Genomic DNA, 22,588 nt, shown 5'->3' with positions numbered 1-22,588 from the left:
ATCCGAATTCGAGTGATCAATCCCAATACCACGGCGGCCATGACAGTCATGGCCGCCGCGGCGGCGCGTGCGGTCGCCGCACCGGGCACCGTGGTCGAGGGCGTCAATCCCACCATGGGCCCGGTCTCGATCGAGAGCCACTACGACGAGGCGCTGGCGGTGCCGGGACTGCTCGCGGAGATCGCGCGCGGTGAGGCCGAGGGCGTGGACGGCTACGTCATCTCGTGTTTCGGCGATCCGGGCCTGGACGCGGCGCGCGAGGCGGCGCGCGGGCCGGTGATCGGCATCGCGGAGGCGGCCATGCAGGCCGCCAGTCATCTGGGGCGCGGGTTCAGCGTGGTCACCACCCTGTCCCGGACCCGAGGGCGGGCGGCGGAACTGGCCGAGCGCTACGGGATGGCCCGCTTCTGCCTGGGCATCCACGCGTGCGAGATCCCGGTGCTGGAGCTGGAGGATCCCAAGGCGCGCACGGTGATCGCGGACGCCTGCCGGGAGGCGGTGCACGTCGACGACTCTGACGCGATCGTGCTCGGTTGCGCGGGTATGGCGGATCTGTGCGAGTACCTGAGCCGCGAGATCGGGGTCCCGGTGGTGGACGGGGTCGCGGCCGCCACCCTGACCGCGCAGTCGCTGATCACCATGGGGTTGCGCAAATCCGGGCGCGGCGAATACGCCGCGCCGCCGCCCAAAAGGTATACCGGGTTGCTGACGGAGTTCTCCACCCAGGACAAGGAGCTGCCGGCGTGAGTGTGCCATCGTACGTGCTGGGCAATCTCGAGACCCGGGTCCGCGCCATCGATGCCGAACTGACGCAACGGTATCCGGGCGACCGGGCGGGGCAGCCCGTGCACACCGTGTACGTGAGCGCGGCGGACGCCGACGCCGAGCTGCCGGCGCGCTGGGGCGCGCAGGCGAGCGCGCTGGCCGACGGCCACGGCGAACTGCTCACCGAACTGGGCGGGGCCGACGCGCTGGCGCGCACCCGGACGGTGCTGCGCACCCGGCCGATTCAGGATCTGCGGCTGGATTTCGAGGACGGCTACGGCACCCGGGCGGACGAGACCGAGGACAGCGACGCGCTGCGGGCGGGCGCGATACTGGCCGCGCTGCCCGAGCAGGTCCGCTCGCGCGGAATCCGCACCAAGGGACTGACGCCCGGGGAATGGGGGCGTATGGTCCGCACCCTGGAGAAGGTGCTCGAGGGCGCGGGCGGCGTGCCGCCGGGGTTCGTGTTCACCCTGCCCAAGATTCGCGCCGCCGAACAGGCCGAGGCGGCCGTGCTGCTGTGCCAGGCCATGGAATCGGCGCACGGGCTGCCGGAGCGGTCGCTGCGCTTCGAACTGCAGATCGAGAGCCCGCAGGCGGTGGTGGCCGCCGACGGCACCGCCACGGTGGCGCGGGCCATCGCGCTCTCCGCCGGGCGGTGTACCGGATTGCACTACGGCACTTACGATTACAGCGCCGCGTGCGGAATCTCGCCGCAGTTCCAGACGCTCGAGCATCCCGTCGCCGATCACGCCAAGGCCGTCATGCAGGCCGCGGCCGCGCAGACCGGGGTGTGGGTGTGCGACGGATCCACCCAGGTGCTGCCGATCGGTTCGGAGGTGCAGGTGCGCGAGGCGCTGGCGCGGCACTACCGCCTGGTCACCCGCTCCCTCGAGCGGGGCTACTACCAGGGCTGGGACATGGGGGCCGGACATCTCGTCACCCGGTGGCTGGCCACCATCGGCTTCTATCGCACCGCGCTGGAGGCGGCCGCGCCCCGGATCGGGCGCTACCTGGACCGCCAGGGCGGCGCGGTCGTCGACGAGCCCGCCACCGCGCAGGCGCTCGCCACCGTCGTGCTGCGCGGGCTGGACTGCGGCGCGTTCGAGGCCGGGGAGGTCACCGCGCGCACGCCGGCGGCCACCGTCGAGGTACTACATCAATTGCGAGAGAGGAAGATTCCCGCGCTATGAGCGACGCTGACTTCACGCTGCTACCCGATTTGGCGGTCCGCACCCTGGGCGGTGCGGTGGTGTGGGCGAACGACGAATCGTTCGCGGAGAAGGAGAATCTCGTCCGGGCACAGGAATCCACCTACGCGCCCGCGACCTTCGGGCACAAGGGCCAGGTGTACGACGGGTGGGAGACCCGGCGGCGGCGCGGCGCGGACGGGGCCGCCCCCGCGAAGTCCGACTGTGACACCGCGATCGTGCGACTGGGCGTGCCGGGGATCATTCACGGGATCGTGGTGGACACCGCGTGGTTCAAGGGCAACTATCCCCCCGAGATATCGGTGGAAGCTCTTGCGGTGCAGGGCTATCCGTCCGCCGACGAATTGGCCGCGCGCACCGACTGGACCACCATCGTGGAACGCTCCGAGGTGCTCGGTGATGTCCGCAATCCGTTCCCGGTCGAGTCCGCCCGGCGCTGGACCCACGTGCGCCTGCGTATCTTCCCCGACGGCGGCGTCGCCCGGCTGCGGGTGCACGGCATCGCGACACCCGATCCGCTGCTGCTGGATTCGGGCCCCTTCGACCTGGCGGCGCTCGAGCACGGCGGTCTCGTGCAGGACTGCTCGAATCGGTTCTACTCGCATCCGCAGCAACTGCTCATGCCCGGTCCGGCACGCAGTATGGGCGAGGGCTGGGAGACCGCGCGGCGGCGCGACCGCGACAGCAACGACTGGGTGCTGGTGCGCCTGGCCGGGGCGGGCGTTCTCACCCTGGCCGAGATCGACACCTCGTACTTCCTGTTCAACAGTCCCGGGGCAGCCGCGCTGACCGGAATCACGGCCGACGGGGCCGAAGTGGAACTGTTGCCGCGCACCGCCCTGCAGCCCGACACCCGGCATCGCTTCGCGATCGAGCCGGCGACGCCGGTCACCGCGGTGCGCCTGGACGCCTTCCCCGACGGCGGGCTGGCGCGCCTGCGGCTGATCGGGAATCTCACCGCCGACGCGCGAGATCGCCTGCGCGCGCAGTACTTCGCGGACGGACAGGAGGGACACCGGTGAGCGATTTCGATCTCGACTACCCTCGGGACATGGTCGGGTACGGCCCGAATCCCCCGCATCCGCACTGGCCCGGCAACGCGAACATCGCGGTGAACTTCGTCCTCAACTACGAGGAGGGCGGGGAGAACAATGTGCTCGACGGCGACACGGGCTCGGAGACCTTCCTCTCCGATATCGTTCCCGCCCAGGCGTTTCCGAATCGGCACCAGTCCATGGAGACGATCTACGAGTACGGTTCGCGGGCCGGGGTCTGGCGGGTGCTGCGGCTGTTCGAAGAGCGCGACATCCCGCTGACGATCTTCGGGGTCGCGCGCGCCCTGGAGCGCAATCCCGAGGTGGTGGCGGCTTTTCAGCGCCTGGGGCACGAGATCGCCTGTCACGGGCTGCGCTGGATCTCCTATCAGATGAGCGATCCCGACACCGAGCGCGCGCACATGGCGGAGGCCGTCGCCATCATCACCCGGCTGTTCGGCGCGCCGCCGCGCGGCTGGTATACCGGCCGCGATTCGCCGTACACGCGTGAATTGCTCGTCGCGCACGGCGGCTTCGCCTACGACTCGGACTCATACGCCGACGATCTGCCCTACTGGGTGCGCGTCGCGGACACCGATCACCTGGTGATTCCGTACACCCTGGAGACCAACGACATGCGCTTCGCCTCCCCCGCGGGCTTCGCCAACGGCGAGGAATTCTTCGCATACCTGCGCGACGCCTTCGACGTGCTGTACGCCGAGGGGGTGGCCGGCGCGCCCAAGATGCTGTCGGTCGGGTTGCACTGCCGCATCGTCGGCAAGCCCGCGCGCGCAGCGTCGCTGGCCCGCTTCCTGGACTACGTGCGCTCCCACGAGGGCGTGTGGCTGACCCGGCGGATCGACATCGCCGACCACTGGCGCAGCACGCATCCGCCGCGCTGACGAGGATCGCCCGCCGCCGAGTGACTCGGCGGCGGGCGATCGCCCTCAGGATTGCGCGGCGGTGCGTTCCGCGCGTTCGAGGTCGACCGCCCGGCGCATGATCTCGCGGGCGCGGGTGCGGTCGCCCGCGTAGTCGTAGGCGCGGGCGGCGCGATAGTTGGTGCGCCAGTTGTCGGGATCGGCCTCGAACTCGGTCTTGACCGTCTCGAAGAGCTGATCGGCGGCGGCGCGTTCGAGCCGGCCCGACGGGCGGCGCGGCAGGTCCGACACGTCGACCTCGAAGCCCTCCTCGCGGGCGCGCCGGGCCAGGCGCTGGTGGTCCCAGGCCGCGCGCAGCGTGGAGGACAGCGCCCAGAGCCCGACGAACGGCAGGATCAGGATGCCGACGCCGACGACCCGGAAGATGATCCCGTTGTACTGCTCGTCGTCGGTGGTCAGCAGGAAGATCGCGCGGTGGCCCAGGCTCAGGAAGTAGAAGACCAGGACCAGCGCCATGACGCCGATGAACGCGACGACCTTGAGGACGTCCCGGTTGACTTTCTTCGGGTCGGCGGCGCTCACAGGTCGAGCAGCGGATCGATGCCCACCGTCAGACCGGGCAGCAGCGAGATCTTGCGCACGCCCAGCAGCACGCCGGGCACGAACGAGGTGCGGTCCATGGAGTCGTGGCGAATGGTGAGGGTCTCGCCCTGGGTGCCGAACAGCACCTCCTGGTGCGCGACCAGCCCGGCCAGGCGAACCGAGTGCACGCGCACACCGTCCACATCCGCGCCGCGCGCGCCCTCGAGTTCCTGGCTGGTGGCGTCGGGGCTGCGGCCGACCCCGGCCTTCTCCCGGGCCGCGGCGATGATGCCGGCGGTGCGGAAGGCGGTGCCGGACGGCGCGTCGGCCTTGTTGGGGTGGTGCAGTTCGATGACCTCGACCGAGTCGAACCATCGGGCAGCCTGTTCGGCGAAGCGCATGGACAGCACCGCGCCGATCGCGAAGTTGGGGGCGATGAGCACGCCGGTCTCGGGCCGGCCCGCGAGCCAGCCGCGCACCTGCTCGAGGCGGTCGGCATCGAAGCCGGTGGTGCCGACCACGGCGTGAATGCCGTTCTCCACCAGGAACTTCAGGTTGGGCATCACCACGTCGGGGTGGGTGAAGTCGACGACGACCTGGGTGCCGGATTCGACGAACGCCGCCAGCGCGTCGTCCTTGTCGACCTGGGCCACGAGCTCCAGATCGGCGGCCGCCTCGACACCGGCGCAGATAGCCTGCCCGACCTTGCCGCGCGCCCCGAGCACACCCACCCGGATCCGGTTCGTGGTCACCTGGTCTCCTCTTCACCTACATCGCCTGCGCACCCACACGGGTGCCGATCGAGCCTATCCTCCCGGCGTCCGGTGCGGTCGGACCCCCTTGACCGGCATGACCGGTGTCACTCCCGGGGTGCGGGCAACTGTTCAGCGTGCGGTCAACTGGCGGACGATTCGGCGCGATAGGCATCGCGGGTGAGAATTCGCCGTAATACCCGTACCGCGCTCGTGGCAGCCGCCGTGTGCGCCGCCGCCGTCACCGCCGGCTGCTCCGCCGACGCCGGGGCCGACTTCACCGCCGCCAAGGATCAGCCGCTGGTGATCTCCCTGGACGAGCTGCTCGGCAAGACCGGCGGCAGCGCGGCCGTCGCGCTCGCCGATCCGCAGCACGGCAGCCTGACCCGCCGCACCGACGGCGCGCTGGTCTACACCCCGGCCGCCGGGTACACCGGAAGCGACAGCATCACCGTCACCACCACCGACGCGGTACGGCTGTTCACCACCGATATCGCGCCGCTGGGCCAGTTCGGCGGGGTCACCGTGCAGGGCAGCGCCTTCGGCTCGGCGTTCGTCCCGGTGCCCGGGTCCACGGACGAGTTCTACGGGCTCACCGACCGCGGACCCAACGTGGACGGCAAGGGCAAGAACGAGAAGCTGGCCGTCACACCGGATTTCACGCCGACCATCGCCAAGCTGAAGCTCTCGGGGACGCGGGCCACGGTGGAATCGACCATCCCGCTGAAGAATCCGGCCGGGCAGCCCTTCAACGGCCTGGTCGACCTGTCCGCCGACACCGGCGAGACCATGCGCGATCTGAACGGCAACGCCCTCGCGCCCACCGATCACGGCATCGACAGCGAGGGCCTGGTCGCCCTGGCCGACGGCACCTTCTGGGTCTCGGACGAATACGGGCCGTTCCTGGTGCATTTCGATGCCAAAGGCGTGGAACTCGAGCGGCTGTCCCCCGGGCGCGGACTGCCGAAGGAACTGTCGCTGCGCACCCCCAACCAGGGCATGGAGGGCCTGACCGTCACCCCCGACGGCAGCACCCTGGTCGGCATCGTGCAGAGCGGGCTCACCACCCCGGGGCTGACCTCTGCGCGCGAGGTGCCGATGACCCGCATCGTGACGGTCGACCTGAAGACCAAGGCGGTCAAGGAATTCGTGTACCCGCTGCACGATCCCAAGGAGAAGCTGGCGGTCTCGGAGATCACCGCGCTGAGCAACACCGTCTTCCTGGTCGACGAGCGGGACGGCAACAAGGCGCCGAAGGCGAACAAGAAGCTGTGGACCGTCGACATCACCGGCGCCACCGATGTCGGGCCGGACTCGAAGGTGCCGGGGGCACAGTACGATCCGGCGCGGGGACTGGTGATCGACGACAAGGCCCTGGAGACCTACGTGGGCGCGGTCCCGACCGCCGACGGCATCGCCGCGCTGCAGAAGGCCGGGATCACCGCGGTCGCCAAGAAGTCGAATCTCGACCTGTCGGCGCTGCTGTCGGGACTGAACCCCGACGGGAAGTTCTTCGGCCACGACAAGATCGAGGGCGTGGCCACCACCGACGGCGGGAAGACCCTGTACATCGCCAACGACAGCGACTTCGGGCTCGGCGGCTCCACCGGTGACAAGCCGCCGTACGGGCTCGAGGCCAAGACGCTGCCCAACGGGGTGCAGGATTCGGGTGAGATTCTGCTGGTGGACACCGGCAAGCTGCCGGCGCGGACGCAGACCGCGACCATCAGCATCGAGGTGCGCTGAACCACCGCGGGTCACGCCGGACCACCGGCCGGCCACGACCGGGCGGGCAGCGATCGCGCCGAACGCGATCGCTGCCCGGCGGCGGTGTTCAGTCGAACATGATGACCTGACGCAGGGCGTGACCCGCGGCCAGGTCGTCCATGGCCCCGTTGATGTCCTCGAGCCGGATGCGCGCGGAGATCAGGCGCTCGACCGGGAGTTTGCCCTCGCGCCACAGGCGCACGTACTCCGGAATATCGCGATCGGGCACCGCGGAACCCAGGTAGCTGCCGATGATGGACCGGCCCTGCGCCACCAACGCCAGCGGGGAGATACTGGCCCGCGCGTCCGGCGCTGGCAGTCCGACGGTGACCGTGGTGCCGCCGGGCGCGGTGGCGTTCACCGCGGTCTCGAACGCGCGCACGTTGCCCGCGGCTTCGATCACGACCTCGGCCGTGATGCCCTGCTCGGCGACCTCGGCCGGGGTGTAGGACTCGCTCGCGCCCAGTTCGAGGGCGGCCTTGAGCTTGTCGCCCACGGTGTCCACCGCGATGACCTCGCGGCCGGTGCCCTCGCGCAGGGCGGCGGCCACCAGCACCGCGGCCATGCCGACCCCGCCCAGCCCGACCACCATGATGCGGTCCGCGGGGCCGGGCTTCGCCGAATTCAGCAGTGCCCCACCGCCGGTCAGCACCGCGCAGCCGAGCACCGCGGCGACGTCGGCGGGGACGTCGTCGTCCACCGGGACCACCGAGCGGCGGTCGACCACGGCGTGGGTCGCGAAGGCGGAGACGCCCAGGTGGTGGTGCACCGGCTCGCCGTCGCGCAGCAGGCGGCGACCGCCGCCGAGCAGTTCACCGGCGTTGTTGGACATGCTGCCCGGCAGGCAGGGCGTGCGGCCCTCGCTCATGCAGCCCGAGCACTCCCCGCAGCGCGGCAGGAAGGTCATGACCACGCGCTGACCGACGGCGATGTCGCTCTCCGGATCGCCGACCGCCTCGACCCGGCCGGCGGCCTCGTGCCCGAGCAGCATGGGAACCGGGCGCACCCGATTGCCGTCCACCACGGACAGGTCCGAGTGGCACAGACCGGCGGCCTCGATGCGCACCAGCAGTTCGCCGGGACCGGGATCACCCAGGTCGAGTTCGCTCACGCTGATCGGCTTCGACTTCGCAAAGGGCGCAGCCTGCCCGATTCGTTCCAGTACGGCCCCACGAATCCTCATGCGCCAGACGCTACTCCACGGGCCCGCGGATACGCAGCGGATGAACCTTCCCAGACAGTCGAGAATCTGCTTCGATGGGACCGGATAGGAGCACCCATGAACAGCACGTCCCACACCGCGGGCAACCGCGGCCTCAACAGCGTGGTGACCCGGTTCTTCGGCAACGTCGCCCGCGCCTACGACACCGCCGCCCTGCAACGCGCGGTGTATCTGCCGCCGCAGGATCAGGTGATCACCGAACTGCGCGCGTCCGGATCGCGACGGATCGCCGACATCGGTTGCGGCACCGGCATTCTCACCGCGCGGATCGCCCGCGAACTGCACCCCGAGGTGGTCTACGGGGTCGACGCCTCCACCGGCATGCTCGACCAGGCCAGGGCCCGCTCCGCGGCGGTGCACTGGCGCACCGCGGCGGCGGAGAAGCTGCCGCTCGGGGCCGGCGAACTCGACGCGATCGTCTCCACCAGCGCTTTCCACTTCTTCGATCATCCGGTGGCGCTGCGCGAGTTCGCGCGGGTGCTGGTGCCGGGCGGATTGATCGCCATCGCGACGATGCATCCGGCCGCGCCCGCCGCGCGGCCGATCCAGCGCCTGACCCGCAGTCCGCTGTTCCCCGCGCACGCGCCCTCCCCGCGTGAGACCCGGAAGCTGCTGGGGGACGCCGGATTCGAGGTGGTCGATCAGCGCAAGGTGAGCCGGCCGATGCCGGAATGGCTGATCCCGGACGTGATCACGGTGGGCCGCCTGCGGTCCGCGTGAGTCGAACTCCGGGCGTTCAGTGGCCCGGTGTGTCCGAGCCGCGGAAGCACACGGTCATGCGGCGCTTGTCCCAGACGACCCAGACCGCGCCCTGATCGTCGCGCGGGCAGTTCGCGCCGCTGGTCGTGTCGGTCAGCACGGCGGTGACCCGCACGACGTTGGCGCCCTGGGTGCCGCACGCCACCTTGGCGGGCTCGTCCATGTCGGCCGTGTCGTAGCAGAATCCGGCGCGCCAGTCGAAGCCGAGGCACAGGTGGTAGATCAGATTGCCGGAGCGGTCGCGGCGGCTGGACTCGAGTTTGTAGAGCGGATCGGTGCACGCGCCCGGACCGGTCTGCAGGACACGGTAATTCGCGTCCACCGTGTTGCAGTCCGCCTGCACGGGACTGCCGGGCTGCCACGCGGTGCGGCCCTGCGCGTCGGTGGTGCGCTCCATCGGCACCTCGACACAGTCCCCCGGCTTCAACAGTGACATCGGATCGGGGGCAACGGGTTTCGTACTCGTCGGGGTCGTGACGGCCGCCGCCGGAATCAGCCCCGGCGCGGCGGGCACGGCCGTGCCCGCGACGGTGTCGCCGGTCGGCGGGCCGAGAACCGGAATCATGGTGGCGATCAACACCACCCAGCCCACCACGGCCATGGCGGGCGCCAGCACCCGCGCCACGAACAGCGCGCGCCGCGCCCCGGAGCCTCCCCCGGACCGGCGCACCCGCGCGATCGCCCACCCGCCCCCGGTGGCCGCCGCGCACAACAGCGCCACGGCCGTGCATATCAGCACAGATTGCACGTCGAAACTCCCCACCCCACACGTGGAATCGCCTACAATTTTCCATCCCGCTGCGCCTGCAAGCTATCGCACCTCCCGAACCGGGGCAATGTGACGAACCCCGAACCGGTTGTAGCCGAGCGGTATCCGAGCGGGGCGGCTCGAGAAAGAAGTCGCGGTGAAGTCCACGCCGGTGGCGCCCGGTCGTGAGTGGCCACCGCCCACCCCGGGCCGCTCGGATAGCGCCTGTCATCGGCACCGGCGCGGTTCGACGACCTCGGAGCCGCCGGGGCAACGACGGCACGGTATCGGGGCGGCGCGCGTGGCACGTGCGGCATTCGCGCCGGTTTTCGCGGAGGATGGGGATATGGGTGGTGTTCCCGCACGACTTGCGACCGGATTGGTGGTGCTGGCGGTGGCCGCCGGCTGCGGTACCGAGGACGAGTCGCCGCCACCGGCGGCCACCGCGGTCACCACGGCGACGAGCGTGCCCGCGGGGAGCGTGGACCTGGAGGCCGGGCAGGAGATCGCGCAGGGGCTCGAGACGCCCTGGGGGCTGGCGTTTCTGCCGGACGGGACCGCGCTGGTCAGCGAGCGGGATTCGGGGCGGATCCTGCGGGTGGTGACCGGGGCCGCGCCGGAGCAGGTGTACCAGGTGCCGGGGGTCGAGGCGGCGGGTGAGGGCGGGCTCATGGGGCTGGCGGTGTCGCCGGACTACGCTCGGGACGGGTACCTGTACGCGTATTTCACCGCGGCCGAGGACAATCGCATCGTGCGGTTCCGGCTCGACGGGCAGCCGGAGGTGATCTTCAGCGGAATCGCCAAGGCATCCAATCACAATGGGGGTCGCATAGCGTTCGGGCCGGACGGGATGCTGTACGCGGGCACCGGGGACGCGGCCGAGGCCGAGCGATCCCAGGACGCCGGGAATCCGGACGGGAAGATCCTGCGGCTCACCCCGGACGGAGCGCCCGCCCCGGGGAATCCGACCCCGGGATCACCGGTGTACAGCCTCGGGCATCGCAACGTGCAGGGGCTGGCGTGGGATCGCGACGGGCGGTTGTTCGCAGCCGAGTTCGGGCGCAACGCCTTCGACGAGATCAACCTGATCGAACCCGGGCGCAACTACGGGTGGCCCGTGGTGGAGGGTCGCGGCGATACCCGGGACGGCCGCTTCACCGACCCGGTGGTGGTGTGGAAACCGGCCGACGCCTCCCCCTCCGGTATCGCCATCGCCGGAAACACGCTGTACGTGGCGGGATTACGCGGGGAACGGCTCTGGGCGGTCCCGCTGACCGACGGGCGGACCGGTGAACCGCGCGCCTGGTTCGACGATCGCTACGGGCGGCTGCGCGCGGTCGCCGTCGCACCGGACGGCGCGCTGTGGCTGGGCACGTCCAATCATGACGGCCGCGGCGACGCGCGCGCCGGAGACGATCGACTGCTCCGCTTCCCCGCCCGCTGAGCTCCCGGCCGAGTTCGGCTGCCGCACGGCCCGGTTCGCCGCACGTCGTCCCGGCCACCCAGGCGGCACGATCAGCCCGCGGACTCCGCCTTCTCGAGCTTCGCCGCCGCGCCCGCCGTCACCGCGGGGGTGTCTGCCAGCGGCGGCGGCCACTGCTCGGGCCGCACGTTGACGGGTTTCGCGCCCGGATTTCCGGCCCAGTCGACCTGCACGCCGACCCACGCCTTGGGTCGTTCGAAGCTGATGTCCTTGGCCTCGAAGACCGCACGGCGGAAGGAGATCTCGCCGAAGAAGTCGCCGCCGGTGAAGACCACCGCGCGCCCGCCCAGCACCGCGTCGGCGAAGGAGATGCGCCCGTGCAGCTCGGCGCGGGCGAAGGACACCTCGCGGGTGCGCCCGGCCCGCCACCGGGACTTCGCGCCGAGTTGCGCGCAGTCGAACGCGGTGGCCTCGGCGAAGAACCGGGTGGCGATGAAACTCGTACGCGGGCCGGTGAATTCGGCGCTGGTGAAGGTCACGCGGTCGCCGTCGAACATGCAGCGCTCGAAGGAGGTCAGATCGGCGGTGAACTCCGCGCCGGCGAAACCGGTGCGCTCCCCGGCGAACCGGGCGCCGGTGAAGGCGGTGCGCCCACCGCCGAAGACGGCGTTGTCGAAGGTGACCGAACCACCGAAGGTGGCGTCGATGAAGGTCGTTCCGGCGCTGTCGCGTTCGGATCCGGCGATATGGGTGTGGGCGAACACCGCGTGCTCGAAGGTGGTCTCCGAACCGCGGAACATGGCCCCGCGGAAGGTGACCCGCGCTCCCAGGAACCGCGCCCGCTCGAAGCTGGTGACGCGCGACCCGGTGAATCCGGCATTGGTGAATCGGGTGCTGCGGCCCGCGAACACGGCATCGGAGAAGTCGGCGTTCTCGAACACGGCGTCGGAGAAGTCGAAATCACAGGTGGACCACGAACTCTCGGCGCTGCGCCGGATCCGGTCCGCGATCACCCGCACGATCGTGTCACGCACCTGCCTGTCGTTCTGCCGGAAGTGGTAGACCCGCTCCACCGCGGTCCCGGAATCCTCGATGCGCTGGGATTTGGACACCAGGTGGCTGATGCCCTCGTCCGGCGCGTACGGCAGCCGCAGATACCCGCACAGCACGTCGACGCACTGCTGGCGCCTGCCCCGCTGGGAGAACTCGTCGGCCACCCCGGCCATCGCGTAGACCCCGGCGATGCGCACGGCCACATCGGAATCACCCAGTTGCTTGGCCGCGGCGCCGAACAGGTCCGCGAAGCGCCCGCGTTCGAGATCGCGCTGCCGCCGATACGCCACCACGAGCGCCACCGCGAACCCGATACCGGCGGCGATGGCGAGCGCGATCTTGGTGAGCTCCACCTGATTCGGCGTCTCGTCCCGCGCGCCGAGCAGGTTCCACAGCAGCCACCAGGTGCCGCCGAGCAGGGCCACCGCGGCCACTATCGCGGCCAGCACCGAGAACAACAGCGCCGACCGATTGACCGTCCGGCTCACCCACCCACCGAACCTCGCCCACCACCGCATAGCGGTAGGATAGCGATCGGCTTCGCGAAACGCACAGCTTGGACCGATACGCGGTCTCGGGCAGTACGTTTCGCGCCGGCGCCGGCTCGCGAGGCCGTGGTTCGCGCCGGTGGGCCGTCGCGGGACGACGGCTCCGGCGATCGGCCCGCTAGGGCAGTTGCGGTTCGGTGACCTCGGCCGCGACCGGGATCGTCTCCACTCGCCGCCGCAGCCCGAGACCGGCCGCTCCCAGGCAGGCCACGGCCACCGCGCCGACGAACCACGGGAAGATGTTCTCGATGCCCCAGGTCGTGGCCGCCCAGCCCGCGAGCACCGTCGGCAGCGCCATGGCCGAGTAGGCGAGCAGGTAGTAGGCCGACATGGTCTCGCCCCGCTTGTGGTGCGGCACAACGTTGGACAGGTGGCGCAGCGATCCGCCGAAGCCCAGGCCGAAGGTCGCGCCGAGCGCGAATCCGGCCAGCAGCACCAGGCCCCAGCGACCGGTGGACAGCGCCGGAATGGTCAGCATCAGCGCCACCGCCATGCCGATGTCACCGGCGATCGCGGCCCGGCGCGCCGGGATGTCGGTGGCGAACAACTGTGTGATCGCACCGGCCAGCGCCGTGGAGGCCACCACCGCGCCGCCGAAGACCAGGTTGTGGATGCCGGTCTGGGCCGCGGCCAGCGAGGGATACAGCGACAGCAGCACCCCCAGCACCGACCAGGCGGCCATCACGCCCAGCGCGGAGAACCAGAAATCACCGCGAATCTCCTGCGGCACGGCGGGTTTGGCGATCCGGATGCGGCCGTTGGTGCGCGCGGTGTGCGGTTCGCGCAGCAGCAGCACGCCCGCGGCGATGATCAGGCAGACCAGTGTGATGATGACGTACGGGGTGCGCAGCGGATGCGGGGCGTACTGCGCCAGCACCGCCGAACCCAGAATCGCCACGGCCATACCGACATTGAAGGCCACCCCGGAGAGCTGACCCGACCGCGCGCCGCGCTGGGGCCGCAGATCCAGCAGCGCCGCCGCGCCGGCCACCACGATCGCGCCCACCGCGGTGCCGTGCAGGGCGCGGGCGATCAGCAGCATGGCCACGTTGTCCGCGAGCAGGAAGACCACCAGGCCCGCGATCATGATGCCGAAAGCGCCGAGCAGCACCGGCTTTCGGCCGACGACGTCGGAGATGCGGCCCGAGACCAGGACCGCGGCCAGCGCGGCGACGGCGTAGACCGCGAAGACGAAGGTGGTGGTCAGCGGGGAGAAGTGCCACTCCTGCTGGTACAGGCCGTAGAGCGGGGCGGGCGCGCCGGATACCCCGAGCGCGACTCCGCTGGCGGCCAGCACCAGCGCGTACGCCCACGTTTGGCTGCCCTGTGTGTCGACCCGGCCCGGGTGCGTCACTGACGCTGCCATCGAACCCTCCATCAGGTAAGTTTGATAATGATCGAACCTGACGCTACTCCTGGTTCGATCGTCGTCAAACCCGATATCCGAGTGAGGTAGCTCATGGCAGACATCGAAGCGCTGCATTACGAGTCCCCCCTGCCCGCCGTCCTGCCGGTGGCGCCGCTGCCGACCGTGCTGGGCGCGCTCCAGGACCCGGTGCGCCTGGAAATGCTCCGCCGCCTGGGCAACGCCGGCGGACCGCTGCGCTGTTCGGCACTGTACGAGACCATCGGCAAGTCGACCGCCGCCCATCACTTCAAGATCCTGCGCGAGGCCGGGCTCACCGAACGGGTGATGATCGACGGCCAGACCTGCCAGCGCCTGCGGTTCGACGACGTCGACGCCGCCCTGCCCGGACTGCTGTCCGCCGTTCTGGGGGCGGCGAACCGGGTATCGGAGTGATTCCGCCGCCCGGGTGCGCTAGTTTCGGAAAATGCGCATTCGTGCGGCGAGATCCGACGACCTCCCCACCCTTCAGCACATCGAGGCCGCGGCCGGAGAACCCTTCCGGACCGTAGGCATGACCGAGATCGCGGAGGATGATCCGCCCACCATCGAAATGCTGGAGGAACACCGCCGCGCGGGGCGCGCCTGGGTGGCCGTGGACGACGACAGTGACACCCCGATCGCCTACCTGATCAGCGAGGAAGTGGACGAGACCGAGCACATCGGCCAGGTCTCGGTGCACCCCGACGCCGCGCGCCGGGGCATCGGCCGCGAACTCATCGAACACGCGGGGCAGTTCGCCCGCGACGCCGGCCTCGGCGCGCTGACGCTCACCACGTTCGTCGAAGTGCCTTGGAACGCACCGTATTACGAGCGCCTGGGCTTCCAGATCATCGACGACGAGGACCTGACGCCCGGCCTGAGCAAGATTCGCACCCGCGAAGCGGAGTACGGGCTGGATCGCTGGCCGCGCACGGTCATGCGGCGCGACCTCTGAATCCTGAGGGTGCCGCTTGGTCGGTGCGGGCCGCCACCGCGCCGTTCGCAGTGCGCCCGCGCCCGCCGGGCGACGGGCCGCGGACCCGCTCCGGCGGCGAAACGACTCCCCCGGCAGTCCGCACCCACGGCTAGGCTGCGGCGGGTGAGCGATCGGATTTGGGACGGCGTGCGCGAGCGCGTCGCGGCACTCGGGCGTGCGAACAGCTCGGTTTTCGGCATGCAGGGCCACCGGTTCGAGCTCGAACCGGTGCTGTCGCCCGGCGAGGTCGCCGAACTCGAGGCGCAGATCGGCACGCCGTTGCCCGCGGACTACCGCGCCTTCCTGCTCGAGGTCGGCGCGGGCGGCGCGGGTCCGTCCTACGGGTTGTTCCCGGTGCGGCGGGTCGACGGCCGCTGGTGCTGGGACGGCGACGGCGCGGATCTGACCGAACTCGGCAGGCTGGCCGAACCGTTCCCCGCGCGCGGGCCGGACCGGGAATTGCTCGCCGGCCTGCGCGCCGAGGAGCCTGATGAAGCGGACTTCGACGATGAGGACGAGTTCGATCTCGTCTACGAAGCCTGGGACAACCGCTACACCGCCGTGTGGTGGAGCGACGATCTGACCGCGGGCGCCGCCGCGATCTGCCACCTGGGCTGCGCCATGCGCCAGTGGCTGGTGATCACCGGCCCGCACGCGGGCCGGATCTGGTCCGACGACCGCGTCGACGGGGCCGAAATGACCCCGCTACTGGACGATTCCGGCGCGCCGATGACCTTCACCCGCTGGTACATGAGCTGGCTCGACGAGGCCGAACGACTGACATCCCCCGAATCAGAGCCCGCGACCTGATCGCACACCACCCGCCACCGCACAAACTGATCCGGGCCCGGTCCCGTGCGAAGTCGTACAACACCGGGATCTGCGCGGTCCCCGCAGACCCGGTCACCGTGGCTGGTGATTGGGGCCGAACGCCGCAGCGGTTGTCCGGCATTCTGGTGGACGTAGCCGAGCTGAACTCGGTGCTGGTCGATTCCGGTGGGCCGGCGACCTTCAACCGCTGGTACGTTCGCCGGCCATCCGACCGAAGCCACACCTGCCACCGCACAAGCTGATCCGGGCAGGACCGGGCGTACTCGACCGCACCGGGCCCCGCGCGGCAACGCCGCGCGGGGCGAAACCCGTGCAGCTCAGCGCAGGATGCCCGCCCGGCGGGCGTCGTTGATCCAGGACGGGAACTCGCCCAGCAGGCGGTCGTAGAGCTCGCCGTCGCTGACCGTGTCGATGTCGTCGACGGCGAAGAAGCCGACGTTGTCCACGCGGCGGCCCGCCATGGTGTCCAGTTGCTCGAGGACGCCGTAGCCCGCCTTGCTGCCCAGGCCGATGAACTGCCAGAAGATCGGTTCCTCCACGGCTGCACGGAGTTCGGCCTCGATCTCGTTGTTCTTGTAGACGCCGCCGTCGGAGAAGAACAGCACCAGGGTCGGCAGCGGCAGCGGTTCGTGCCGGACCTGGGCGCGCACCTCCGCGATGACCTTCTGCTCCTCGTTCTGGATGCCTATCTTGCGCATATCGATCTGGCCGGGTTGCAGCTTCTTGCGGCCCGAGCCGGGCAGGATCTTGAACTCACCGCCGCGCACGTGCAGCGAAAGCCACTGCGGCAGATCGGCGATGGTGAGATCGGGCAGGCGCGCGCAATTGCTGGCGAACGTCCAGGCGGCCATGGTGCCGTTGTCGTCGAGCTGCGCGGCCACCGCCGCCATGCGCTCCACGACACGGTGTACCACCTGCTTGCTGTAGAGCATGGCCATCGAACCGGACGCGTCCAGCACGATGATCACCCGCGCGGTCAGTTGCGGCACACCGTGTTTGGCGAGCGAGACCGCCACCTGCTCCTTGCGCAGCGACAGCCGCTTGCGCATGTCGACCGGCAGCCGCTCCTCCCCCTTGGTCAGGCGCACGCCGGGCGCGGGCGCACCGGCGGCGGCCGGCGCGGGAGCCATCCCCGGGCCGGGCGGCGGCGCGTACCCCGGCGCGGGAGGCGGCGGCGCGAAGCCCGGCGCGGCTGGCGGGGGCGCGAAACCCGGCGCGGCTGGTGGAGGCGCGTACCCCGGCGCGGGTGGGGCGTATCCCTGCCCCGGCGGCGGGAATCCCGGCGCGGGCGGCGGTACCTGGCCCGCCGGAGGCGGGGGCGCGAAACCCTGGCCCGGGGGCGGGAATCCGGGAGCCGGGTGCTGGGGCGCTGCCGGGACCGGCGGTTCCTCCTTGTCGACGCTGATGCCGAAATCGGTTGCCAGGCCGGCTAAGCCGCTGGACCAGCCCTGGCCGACCGCGCGGAACTTCCAGCCGGGGCCGCGACGGTACAGCTCACCGCAGAGCATGGCGGTCTCGGCGCCCGCGGCGATGTCGAAGCGGGCGATCTCCGCGCCCGCGGCGTCCAGCAGGCGCAGGTGCAGACCGGGCACCTGCCCGAAGGAACCGCCATCGGCGGAGGCGCACACCGCGATTCGGTCGACGACCGGTTCGACCGCCGCGAGATTCACGTCCAGGCCGTCGACGGTGTCGCGCTTGCCGAGATGGCGTACCGCGCCACTGGCGTGTCCGGGCTGGTTGTAGAACACGAAATCCGCGTCCGAACGCACCCGCCCGTCCTGACCGAGTAGAAGCGCCGACACATCTACATCGGGTACCCCTGCCCCGCCCGACCACGCCAGGACCGCTCGCACCGCACTCGCGGTAACGGGCACATTCGCACCTTTGCTGAGGTTCGTCACCCGTGTCAGTCTGCCCGCTTCCCGCGAATCCCGACACCGTCCTCGCGAACAGCACATAGTCTGCTGCGCGAATTGATCCGGCAAGTCGAAGGAAACCATGATCCCTGCCCGGCCGAACCCCACATCCGCAGGCTCCATCCGGCGCTGGTTCGCCGCGATCGCCGTCACGATCACCGCGTTCGCCGGGGTGGCCGTCGCGACGGGAACAGCTGCCGCGGAACGGATTCCGACGCCGGATCACGACTCCTTCTACGACGCCCCGCCGAATCTAGGCACGTACGCCAACGGCACGGTGCTCAAGTCTCGCACCGTGGATCCGTACGGCGTGGACGCGGCGCCGCTGCTGCGGGTGTGGCAGGTGCAGTACAGATCCTCGGACGCGAACGGCGCGCCGAGCACCGGCGTCGTCACGATCGCGGTGCCCATCGTGCCCTGGACCGGCCCCGGCGCGCGCCCGCTGCTGAGCTACCAGGTCGCCGAGGACAGCCTCGGAATCGACTGCACCACTTCCTATTCCGTCCGAGCCGCGTTCGCCGCCGGGTTCAACAACACCAACGGCGAGGCCCTGGGCGCCCTCGCCCTGCTGCACCGCGGCTGGGCCATCGTGCTCCCGGACTACCAGGGCCCCGACCAGCGCTTCCTGGATGGGCCGCAGGGCGCGCACGGCGTGCTGGACGGCATCCGCGCGGCCCGCGCGTTCGCCCCGGCCGGTCTGGGCGCCTCCCCCGTGGGCCTGCTCGGCTACTCCGGCGGCGGCTACGCCACCAGCTTCGCGGCCGGGGCCCAGCCGGAGTACGCCCCCGAACTCCCCGTGGCCGGGGTCGCCATGGGCGGGCTGCCCGCCGATCTGATCAGCGCGCTGCGATCCACCAGCGGCACCTACAGCGCCGGGCTCGGCCTGCTGACGCTGTCCGCGCTGGATCGCATCGCGCCCGAGGCGAACATCCCCGCCCTGCTCAACGAGCGCGGCCGCACGGCCCTGGCGCAGAACCGGCGCGCCTGCGGCCACGATTTCGGGAGCAAGTACGCCTTCAGCCACCTCGACGACTACGCCGCCGCCCCCGGCCTGGCCACCCATCCCCGAATCACCGCCCTGGCCAACCGCTTCCGCCTCGACGCCAACACCCCCGGCGCCCCCGCCTTCGTCTGGCACTCCACCGGCGACGACTCCCTCCCGATCGCGGGCACCGACGCCGCGGTAGCCGCCTGGTGCGGCGCCGGCGCCCGCGTGAGCTATGTCCGCACCAGCACCCCCACCCACCTGGTCTCGGCCCTGAGCGGCGTCGCCGACGCCCTGCACTTCCTGGACGAACGCTTCGCCGGCGTCCCGGCTGCGCAGGGCTGCCAGTAACCCGGACCAGTACGCCCACAACACATCTCCGGCCCTAGGCCACTCGCGGACGGCACCCACGCCGCCGACACGGACGGCGTGGTCGAGCACGCCGGCCCGTGGGCAGCGGCGACGCCGACCGGACGCGGGGCCCCTCGCGCAGCGGCTCGGCGGTCGGCAGCACCATCCGGCGGTCGTCGGCACGAGACCGCGGGTCCGGCACATACCCGAGTGGCCGTGCCCTGGCCTGCCAGGCATTTCGGCGAGCACCGCCGCGGGCGCCGGCCGCCTGACTCGATTGGCAGACCGCGCCTGCTCGGCAGATGCTGTGTCGAACTCGAGGCAGAACGAGAGTGGAGGGCGGCGCGGGCTCGGCGGGCGCTGCAGCGGCCCGAGTGCCAGAGCGACCGCCAGTCGACGCCGGACGCCACGTGGCGCCCGAGCGAGCGGCTTTCTCGCACAGCCGGTTCGGACGCACGCTCGGCCGACACCCCTCGGCGCGAATCGGGTCGCGCGGCGCGAGCCCGGCACGCGACCCGTCAGGGGCGGGGGTGGGCGCGGCGGTGCTGGATCGCCCACCAGATCTGGACGGCGGAGTGGGGGGTGCGCAGGTCCGCCCCGGTCAGTTCCTCGAAGCGGGACAGGCGGTAGCGCACGGTGTTCTGGTGGACGATCAGGGCGTCGGCGGTCGCCTCCACGCGCATACCGAGGTCGAAGAACCGTTCCACGGTGTCGATCACGGTGCGCGCCTGATCGCCGGCGCCCAGCGGATCGAGGTAGCGGCGGGCCAGCTCCTCGCCGAGATCGCTGTCGGCCAGCACGGCGGGCAGCACGCCGAGGGCGCCCAGGTCCGCGGCGCCGGTGCGGCCGTACACCTGCGCGGTGGACAGCATCCGGCTCGCCAACCGGAACGAGCGGTCGAGCTCGCCGAGCCGGACCGGCGGGCCGAGGCCGACCAGGCCGGTCGTCTCCACCGGGTGGCCGCTCTCCAGGAAGCCCGCCAGGTCGCCGTCGACGACGGTGTCGAGGCCGCGCAGGGCGCGAGGGGGCTCGCCGCGCAGCACCAGGCGCAGGGCCGACCCGGCGGCCCGATCGTCCGGCCGCGCGCGAAAGGCCCGGTAGGAGCGCTCGACATCGAGACCGTAGTTCTGCGCGCCGATATGGATGTCGGCGGGACCGAGCCCGCCGAGCAGGAGCCCGCGCGCGTACTCGGCGCGCTGATCCCGATCGTGCTGGGCCAGTTCGATCTCGACGTCGCGATGCCCGCCGGTGTAGTGCCCGGCCGCCTCGTCCACGATCTCGAGCAGATCGTGGGTCAGCTCCAGCATCGCGCGCGGCCCGACCCGCACGGTCCGGCCGGATTCGGTGAAGTCGTCCAGCAGCTCGCGCACCGCGATGCGCCAGCCGTTCTGCACCTCGGCCAGTGAAATGCCCTGCCGGGCACGGGTTTCCCCGAACTCGCGGATGGCGCGCAGGTCGTCCGCGCCGAGCGGGCCGCCGTCGCGCAGCGCGATCAGCAGCCGGGACAGGATGCCGACGGTCGCGGTGACCGTCGACGCGGTGGGCAGGGCCGCGTAGGCGGGCATCTCGGCGCGGGCGCGCGCGACCACCCGGGCGGCGAGCTGCTCGGAGTGGCCGAGCACGTGCGCGGCCAGCCGACGCTTGGCCGGCGATCTCGAGGCATCCCTGGCGGCTGTCATAGCACTGCCGAGGCTACGTCCACCCTTTGGAAAAACCAACAAAACGGACAAGTCATAGTCCGGCTCCTTCTCCATGGCCCAGGTCACACCCCCGCGGCGATACTCGTCACACCGACCATCGCTGTTCGACGAAGGATCCCGATGTACTTGACCCAGGGCCTGCACCGAGGCGCCCAGCAGCACCCCGACGCGCCCATGACCATCTGCGGCGACCGCACCCGCACCTTCGCCGAGACCAAGGACCGCGTCGCGCGGTTCGCCGGCGCGCTGCGTGAGCTGGGGGTCGGGTCCGGCGACCGGGTGGCCATGCTCGCGCTCAACTCCGATCGCTACCACGAGTACCTGCTCGCGGTGCCGTGGGCCGACGCCGTGCTCAATCCGGTCAACACCCGCTGGAGCCCGGACGAGATCGCGTACTCGCTGCGGGATTCGGGCACCGAGGTGCTCGTGGTCGACGACGCCTTCGCGGCCATGGTGCCCGCCATCACCGAGCGCTGTCCCGAACTGCGCGCGGTCATTCACGGCGGCGCGCAGCCGACCCCCGAGGGACTGCTCGCCTACGAGGAGCTGATCGCGGCCGCCACCCCGATTCCCGACGCCCGTCGCGGCGGCGAGGCCCTGGCCGGGGTGTTCTACACCGGCGGAACCACCGGCTTCCCCAAGGGCGTCATGCTCAGCCACAACAACCTCGCGACCTCCGCGCTGGGCGGGGTGTCCAGCGGCTTCCTGTTCGCCCCGCGCGGGCGATTCCTGCACGTGGCGCCCATGTTCCATCTCGCGGATCTGGCCGGCTGGTACGGCGCGCTCATGCTCGGCGGCACCCACGTCATGATCCCGATGTTCGACCCCGTCGCGGTGCTGTCCGCCATCGAGACCCATCGCGTCACCGACACCGTGCTGGTGCCGCTCATGATCCAGGTGCTGGCCGACCACCCCGCGATCGGTGACCACGACCTGTCCAGCGTCGAGCACGTGATGTACGGCGCCTCACCGATTTCCGCGCCCGTACTCGAACGCGCGATGAAGGCGTTCCCGCAGGCCGGCTTCACCCAGGCGTACGGGATGACCGAGCTCGCGCCCATCGCCACCCTGCTCGGCCCGGCCGATCACGCCGCGGGCAAACTGCGCTCGGCCGGTCGCGCGGCGCCGCACAGCGAGATTCGCATCGTCGACGCCGACGGCGCGGAGGTGCCGCGCGGCACGGTCGGTGAGATCACCGTCGCCGGCGGGCACGTCATGCTCGGCTACTGGAACAAGGCCGAGGAGACCGCGACCGCGGTGCGGGACGGCTGGATGCACACCGGCGACGGCGGCTACATGGACCCCGAGGGCTACGTCTACATCGTGGACCGGCTCAAGGACATGATCGTCACCGGCGGCGAGAACGTGTACTCCGCCGAGGTGGAGAACGCGGTCGCCGGGCATCCCGCCGTCGCGGCCTGCGCGGTCATCGGTGTGCCGGACGAGGAATGGGGCGAGCGGGTGCACGCGGTGATCGTGTGCCAGCCGGGCGCGAGCCTGACCGCCGAGGACCTGCGCGAGCACGTGAAGGCCCTGATCGCGGGCTACAAGGCCCCGCGCACGATCGAAATCGTCGACGCCCTACCGGTGTCCGGCGCGGGCAAGATCCTCAAGCGCGATCTGCGCGCGAAGTACTGGGACGCCACCGGTCGCCAGGTGCACTGACGCCGGGTTCCGTTGGGCCGGATGGGATCCCG

The 22,588-nt window shown here is 71.1% G+C and carries 20 protein-coding genes; 12 read left to right on the top strand and 8 right to left on the bottom strand.

Features of this window, described 5'->3' with window-relative positions:
* From ACWIGI_RS20440 to puuE, 4 genes are read left to right on the top strand one after another with little or no spacing between them, the layout of a single operon-like run.
* Entirely contained in the window at positions 1 to 747 is a 747-nt protein-coding gene (locus ACWIGI_RS20440; RefSeq protein WP_454204161.1) for an aspartate/glutamate racemase family protein, read from the top strand.
* The gene (locus ACWIGI_RS20435; protein WP_454203987.1) at positions 744 to 1,958 is read left to right on the top strand and encodes a DUF6986 family protein; all 1,215 of its coding nucleotides are present in this window, start codon (positions 744 to 746) and stop codon (positions 1,956 to 1,958) included. Before ACWIGI_RS20440 ends, ACWIGI_RS20435 begins: the two co-directional genes overlap by 4 nt.
* On the top strand, positions 1,955 to 2,998 hold the full coding sequence (gene alc / locus ACWIGI_RS20430) for an allantoicase (protein ID WP_454203986.1): 1,044 nt from the start codon (positions 1,955 to 1,957) through the stop codon (positions 2,996 to 2,998). Before ACWIGI_RS20435 ends, alc begins: the two co-directional genes overlap by 4 nt.
* 29 nt (positions 2,999 to 3,027) lie before the next feature.
* On the top strand, positions 3,028 to 3,912 hold the full coding sequence (gene puuE, locus ACWIGI_RS20425) for an allantoinase PuuE (RefSeq protein ID WP_454204160.1): 885 nt from the start codon (positions 3,028 to 3,030) through the stop codon (positions 3,910 to 3,912).
* Between the two features lie 45 nt (positions 3,913 to 3,957).
* Here puuE and ACWIGI_RS20420 read toward each other — a convergent pair whose 3' ends face one another.
* Together ACWIGI_RS20420 and dapB are read right to left on the bottom strand one after the other, a co-directional pair.
* A complete protein-coding gene (locus ACWIGI_RS20420; protein ID WP_454204159.1) occupies positions 3,958 to 4,407 on the bottom strand; it encodes a hypothetical protein in 450 nt (149 codons plus the stop codon).
* A gap of 62 nt (positions 4,408 to 4,469) precedes the next feature.
* Complete coding sequence (gene dapB, locus ACWIGI_RS20415; protein ID WP_454203985.1) at positions 4,470 to 5,225, bottom strand: 4-hydroxy-tetrahydrodipicolinate reductase; 756 nt, start codon at positions 5,223 to 5,225, stop codon at positions 4,470 to 4,472.
* A gap of 180 nt (positions 5,226 to 5,405) precedes the next feature.
* Here dapB and ACWIGI_RS20410 point away from each other — a divergent pair, with 180 nt between their 5' ends.
* Positions 5,406 to 6,971, top strand: coding sequence for an esterase-like activity of phytase family protein (locus ACWIGI_RS20410; protein WP_454203984.1), 1,566 nt, complete (start codon positions 5,406 to 5,408; stop codon positions 6,969 to 6,971).
* Positions 6,972 to 7,059: 88 nt separating this feature from the next.
* Here the strand turns inward: ACWIGI_RS20410 and ACWIGI_RS20405 are convergent, their stop codons facing one another.
* Complete coding sequence (locus ACWIGI_RS20405; RefSeq protein WP_454203983.1) at positions 7,060 to 8,175, bottom strand: alcohol dehydrogenase catalytic domain-containing protein; 1,116 nt, start codon at positions 8,173 to 8,175, stop codon at positions 7,060 to 7,062.
* A gap of 96 nt (positions 8,176 to 8,271) precedes the next feature.
* On the opposite strand from ACWIGI_RS20405, the gene ACWIGI_RS20400 reads away from it, so the two are divergent.
* Positions 8,272 to 8,934 (top strand): class I SAM-dependent methyltransferase, encoded by a 663-nt coding sequence (locus ACWIGI_RS20400; protein WP_454203982.1) that lies wholly within the window; start codon positions 8,272 to 8,274, stop codon positions 8,932 to 8,934.
* 16 nt (positions 8,935 to 8,950) lie between these two features.
* Here ACWIGI_RS20400 and ACWIGI_RS20395 read toward each other — a convergent pair whose 3' ends face one another.
* A complete protein-coding gene (locus tag ACWIGI_RS20395; protein ID WP_454203981.1) occupies positions 8,951 to 9,721 on the bottom strand; it encodes a hypothetical protein in 771 nt (256 codons plus the stop codon).
* A gap of 346 nt (positions 9,722 to 10,067) precedes the next feature.
* On the opposite strand from ACWIGI_RS20395, the gene ACWIGI_RS20390 reads away from it, so the two are divergent.
* Positions 10,068 to 11,165, top strand: coding sequence for a PQQ-dependent sugar dehydrogenase (locus ACWIGI_RS20390; protein WP_454203980.1), 1,098 nt, complete (start codon positions 10,068 to 10,070; stop codon positions 11,163 to 11,165).
* 71 nt (positions 11,166 to 11,236) lie between these two features.
* Here ACWIGI_RS20390 and ACWIGI_RS20385 read toward each other — a convergent pair whose 3' ends face one another.
* Together ACWIGI_RS20385 and ACWIGI_RS20380 are read right to left on the bottom strand one after the other, a co-directional pair.
* Positions 11,237 to 12,685 (bottom strand): pentapeptide repeat-containing protein, encoded by a 1,449-nt coding sequence (locus tag ACWIGI_RS20385; protein ID WP_454203979.1) that lies wholly within the window; start codon positions 12,683 to 12,685, stop codon positions 11,237 to 11,239.
* Positions 12,686 to 12,863: 178 nt separating this feature from the next.
* Entirely contained in the window at positions 12,864 to 14,111 is a 1,248-nt protein-coding gene (locus ACWIGI_RS20380) for an MFS transporter (RefSeq protein WP_454203978.1), read from the bottom strand.
* A gap of 93 nt (positions 14,112 to 14,204) precedes the next feature.
* Here ACWIGI_RS20380 and ACWIGI_RS20375 point away from each other — a divergent pair, with 93 nt between their 5' ends.
* The 3 genes from ACWIGI_RS20375 to ACWIGI_RS20365 all read left to right on the top strand — a co-directional run bounded on the left by ACWIGI_RS20375 (position 14,205) and on the right by ACWIGI_RS20365 (position 15,918).
* The gene (locus tag ACWIGI_RS20375; protein ID WP_454203977.1) at positions 14,205 to 14,546 is read left to right on the top strand and encodes an ArsR/SmtB family transcription factor; all 342 of its coding nucleotides are present in this window, start codon (positions 14,205 to 14,207) and stop codon (positions 14,544 to 14,546) included.
* 31 nt (positions 14,547 to 14,577) lie between these two features.
* A complete protein-coding gene (locus ACWIGI_RS20370) occupies positions 14,578 to 15,087 on the top strand; it encodes a GNAT family N-acetyltransferase (RefSeq protein ID WP_454203976.1) in 510 nt (169 codons plus the stop codon).
* Between the two features lie 144 nt (positions 15,088 to 15,231).
* Positions 15,232 to 15,918: an SMI1/KNR4 family protein gene (locus ACWIGI_RS20365; protein ID WP_454203975.1), complete on the top strand. Its 687-nt coding sequence runs from the start codon at positions 15,232 to 15,234 to the stop codon at positions 15,916 to 15,918.
* 338 nt (positions 15,919 to 16,256) lie between these two features.
* On the opposite strand, the gene ACWIGI_RS20360 is transcribed toward ACWIGI_RS20365, so the two are convergent.
* The gene (locus tag ACWIGI_RS20360; RefSeq protein WP_454203974.1) at positions 16,257 to 17,840 is read right to left on the bottom strand and encodes a VWA domain-containing protein; all 1,584 of its coding nucleotides are present in this window, start codon (positions 17,838 to 17,840) and stop codon (positions 16,257 to 16,259) included.
* A gap of 97 nt (positions 17,841 to 17,937) precedes the next feature.
* Here ACWIGI_RS20360 and ACWIGI_RS20355 point away from each other — a divergent pair, with 97 nt between their 5' ends.
* Positions 17,938 to 19,191 carry a lipase family protein gene (locus ACWIGI_RS20355; protein ID WP_454203973.1) on the top strand — a complete coding sequence of 418 codons (1,254 nt, stop codon included), beginning with the start codon at positions 17,938 to 17,940 and terminating at the stop codon, positions 19,189 to 19,191.
* A 518-nt stretch (positions 19,192 to 19,709) separates the two neighbouring features.
* Here the strand turns inward: ACWIGI_RS20355 and ACWIGI_RS20350 are convergent.
* Positions 19,710 to 20,870 carry a PucR family transcriptional regulator gene (locus tag ACWIGI_RS20350; protein WP_454203972.1) on the bottom strand — a complete coding sequence of 387 codons (1,161 nt, stop codon included), beginning with the start codon at positions 20,868 to 20,870 and terminating at the stop codon, positions 19,710 to 19,712.
* Between the two features lie 141 nt (positions 20,871 to 21,011).
* On the opposite strand from ACWIGI_RS20350, the gene ACWIGI_RS20345 reads away from it, so the two are divergent.
* Positions 21,012 to 22,556 (top strand): acyl-CoA synthetase, encoded by a 1,545-nt coding sequence (locus ACWIGI_RS20345; protein ID WP_454203971.1) that lies wholly within the window; start codon positions 21,012 to 21,014, stop codon positions 22,554 to 22,556.
* Positions 22,557 to 22,588 lie beyond the last annotated feature (32 nt).

The organism is Nocardia sp. NPDC055321, assembly GCF_053645575.1.
This window is presented reverse-complemented; position numbering and strand designations above follow the sequence as displayed.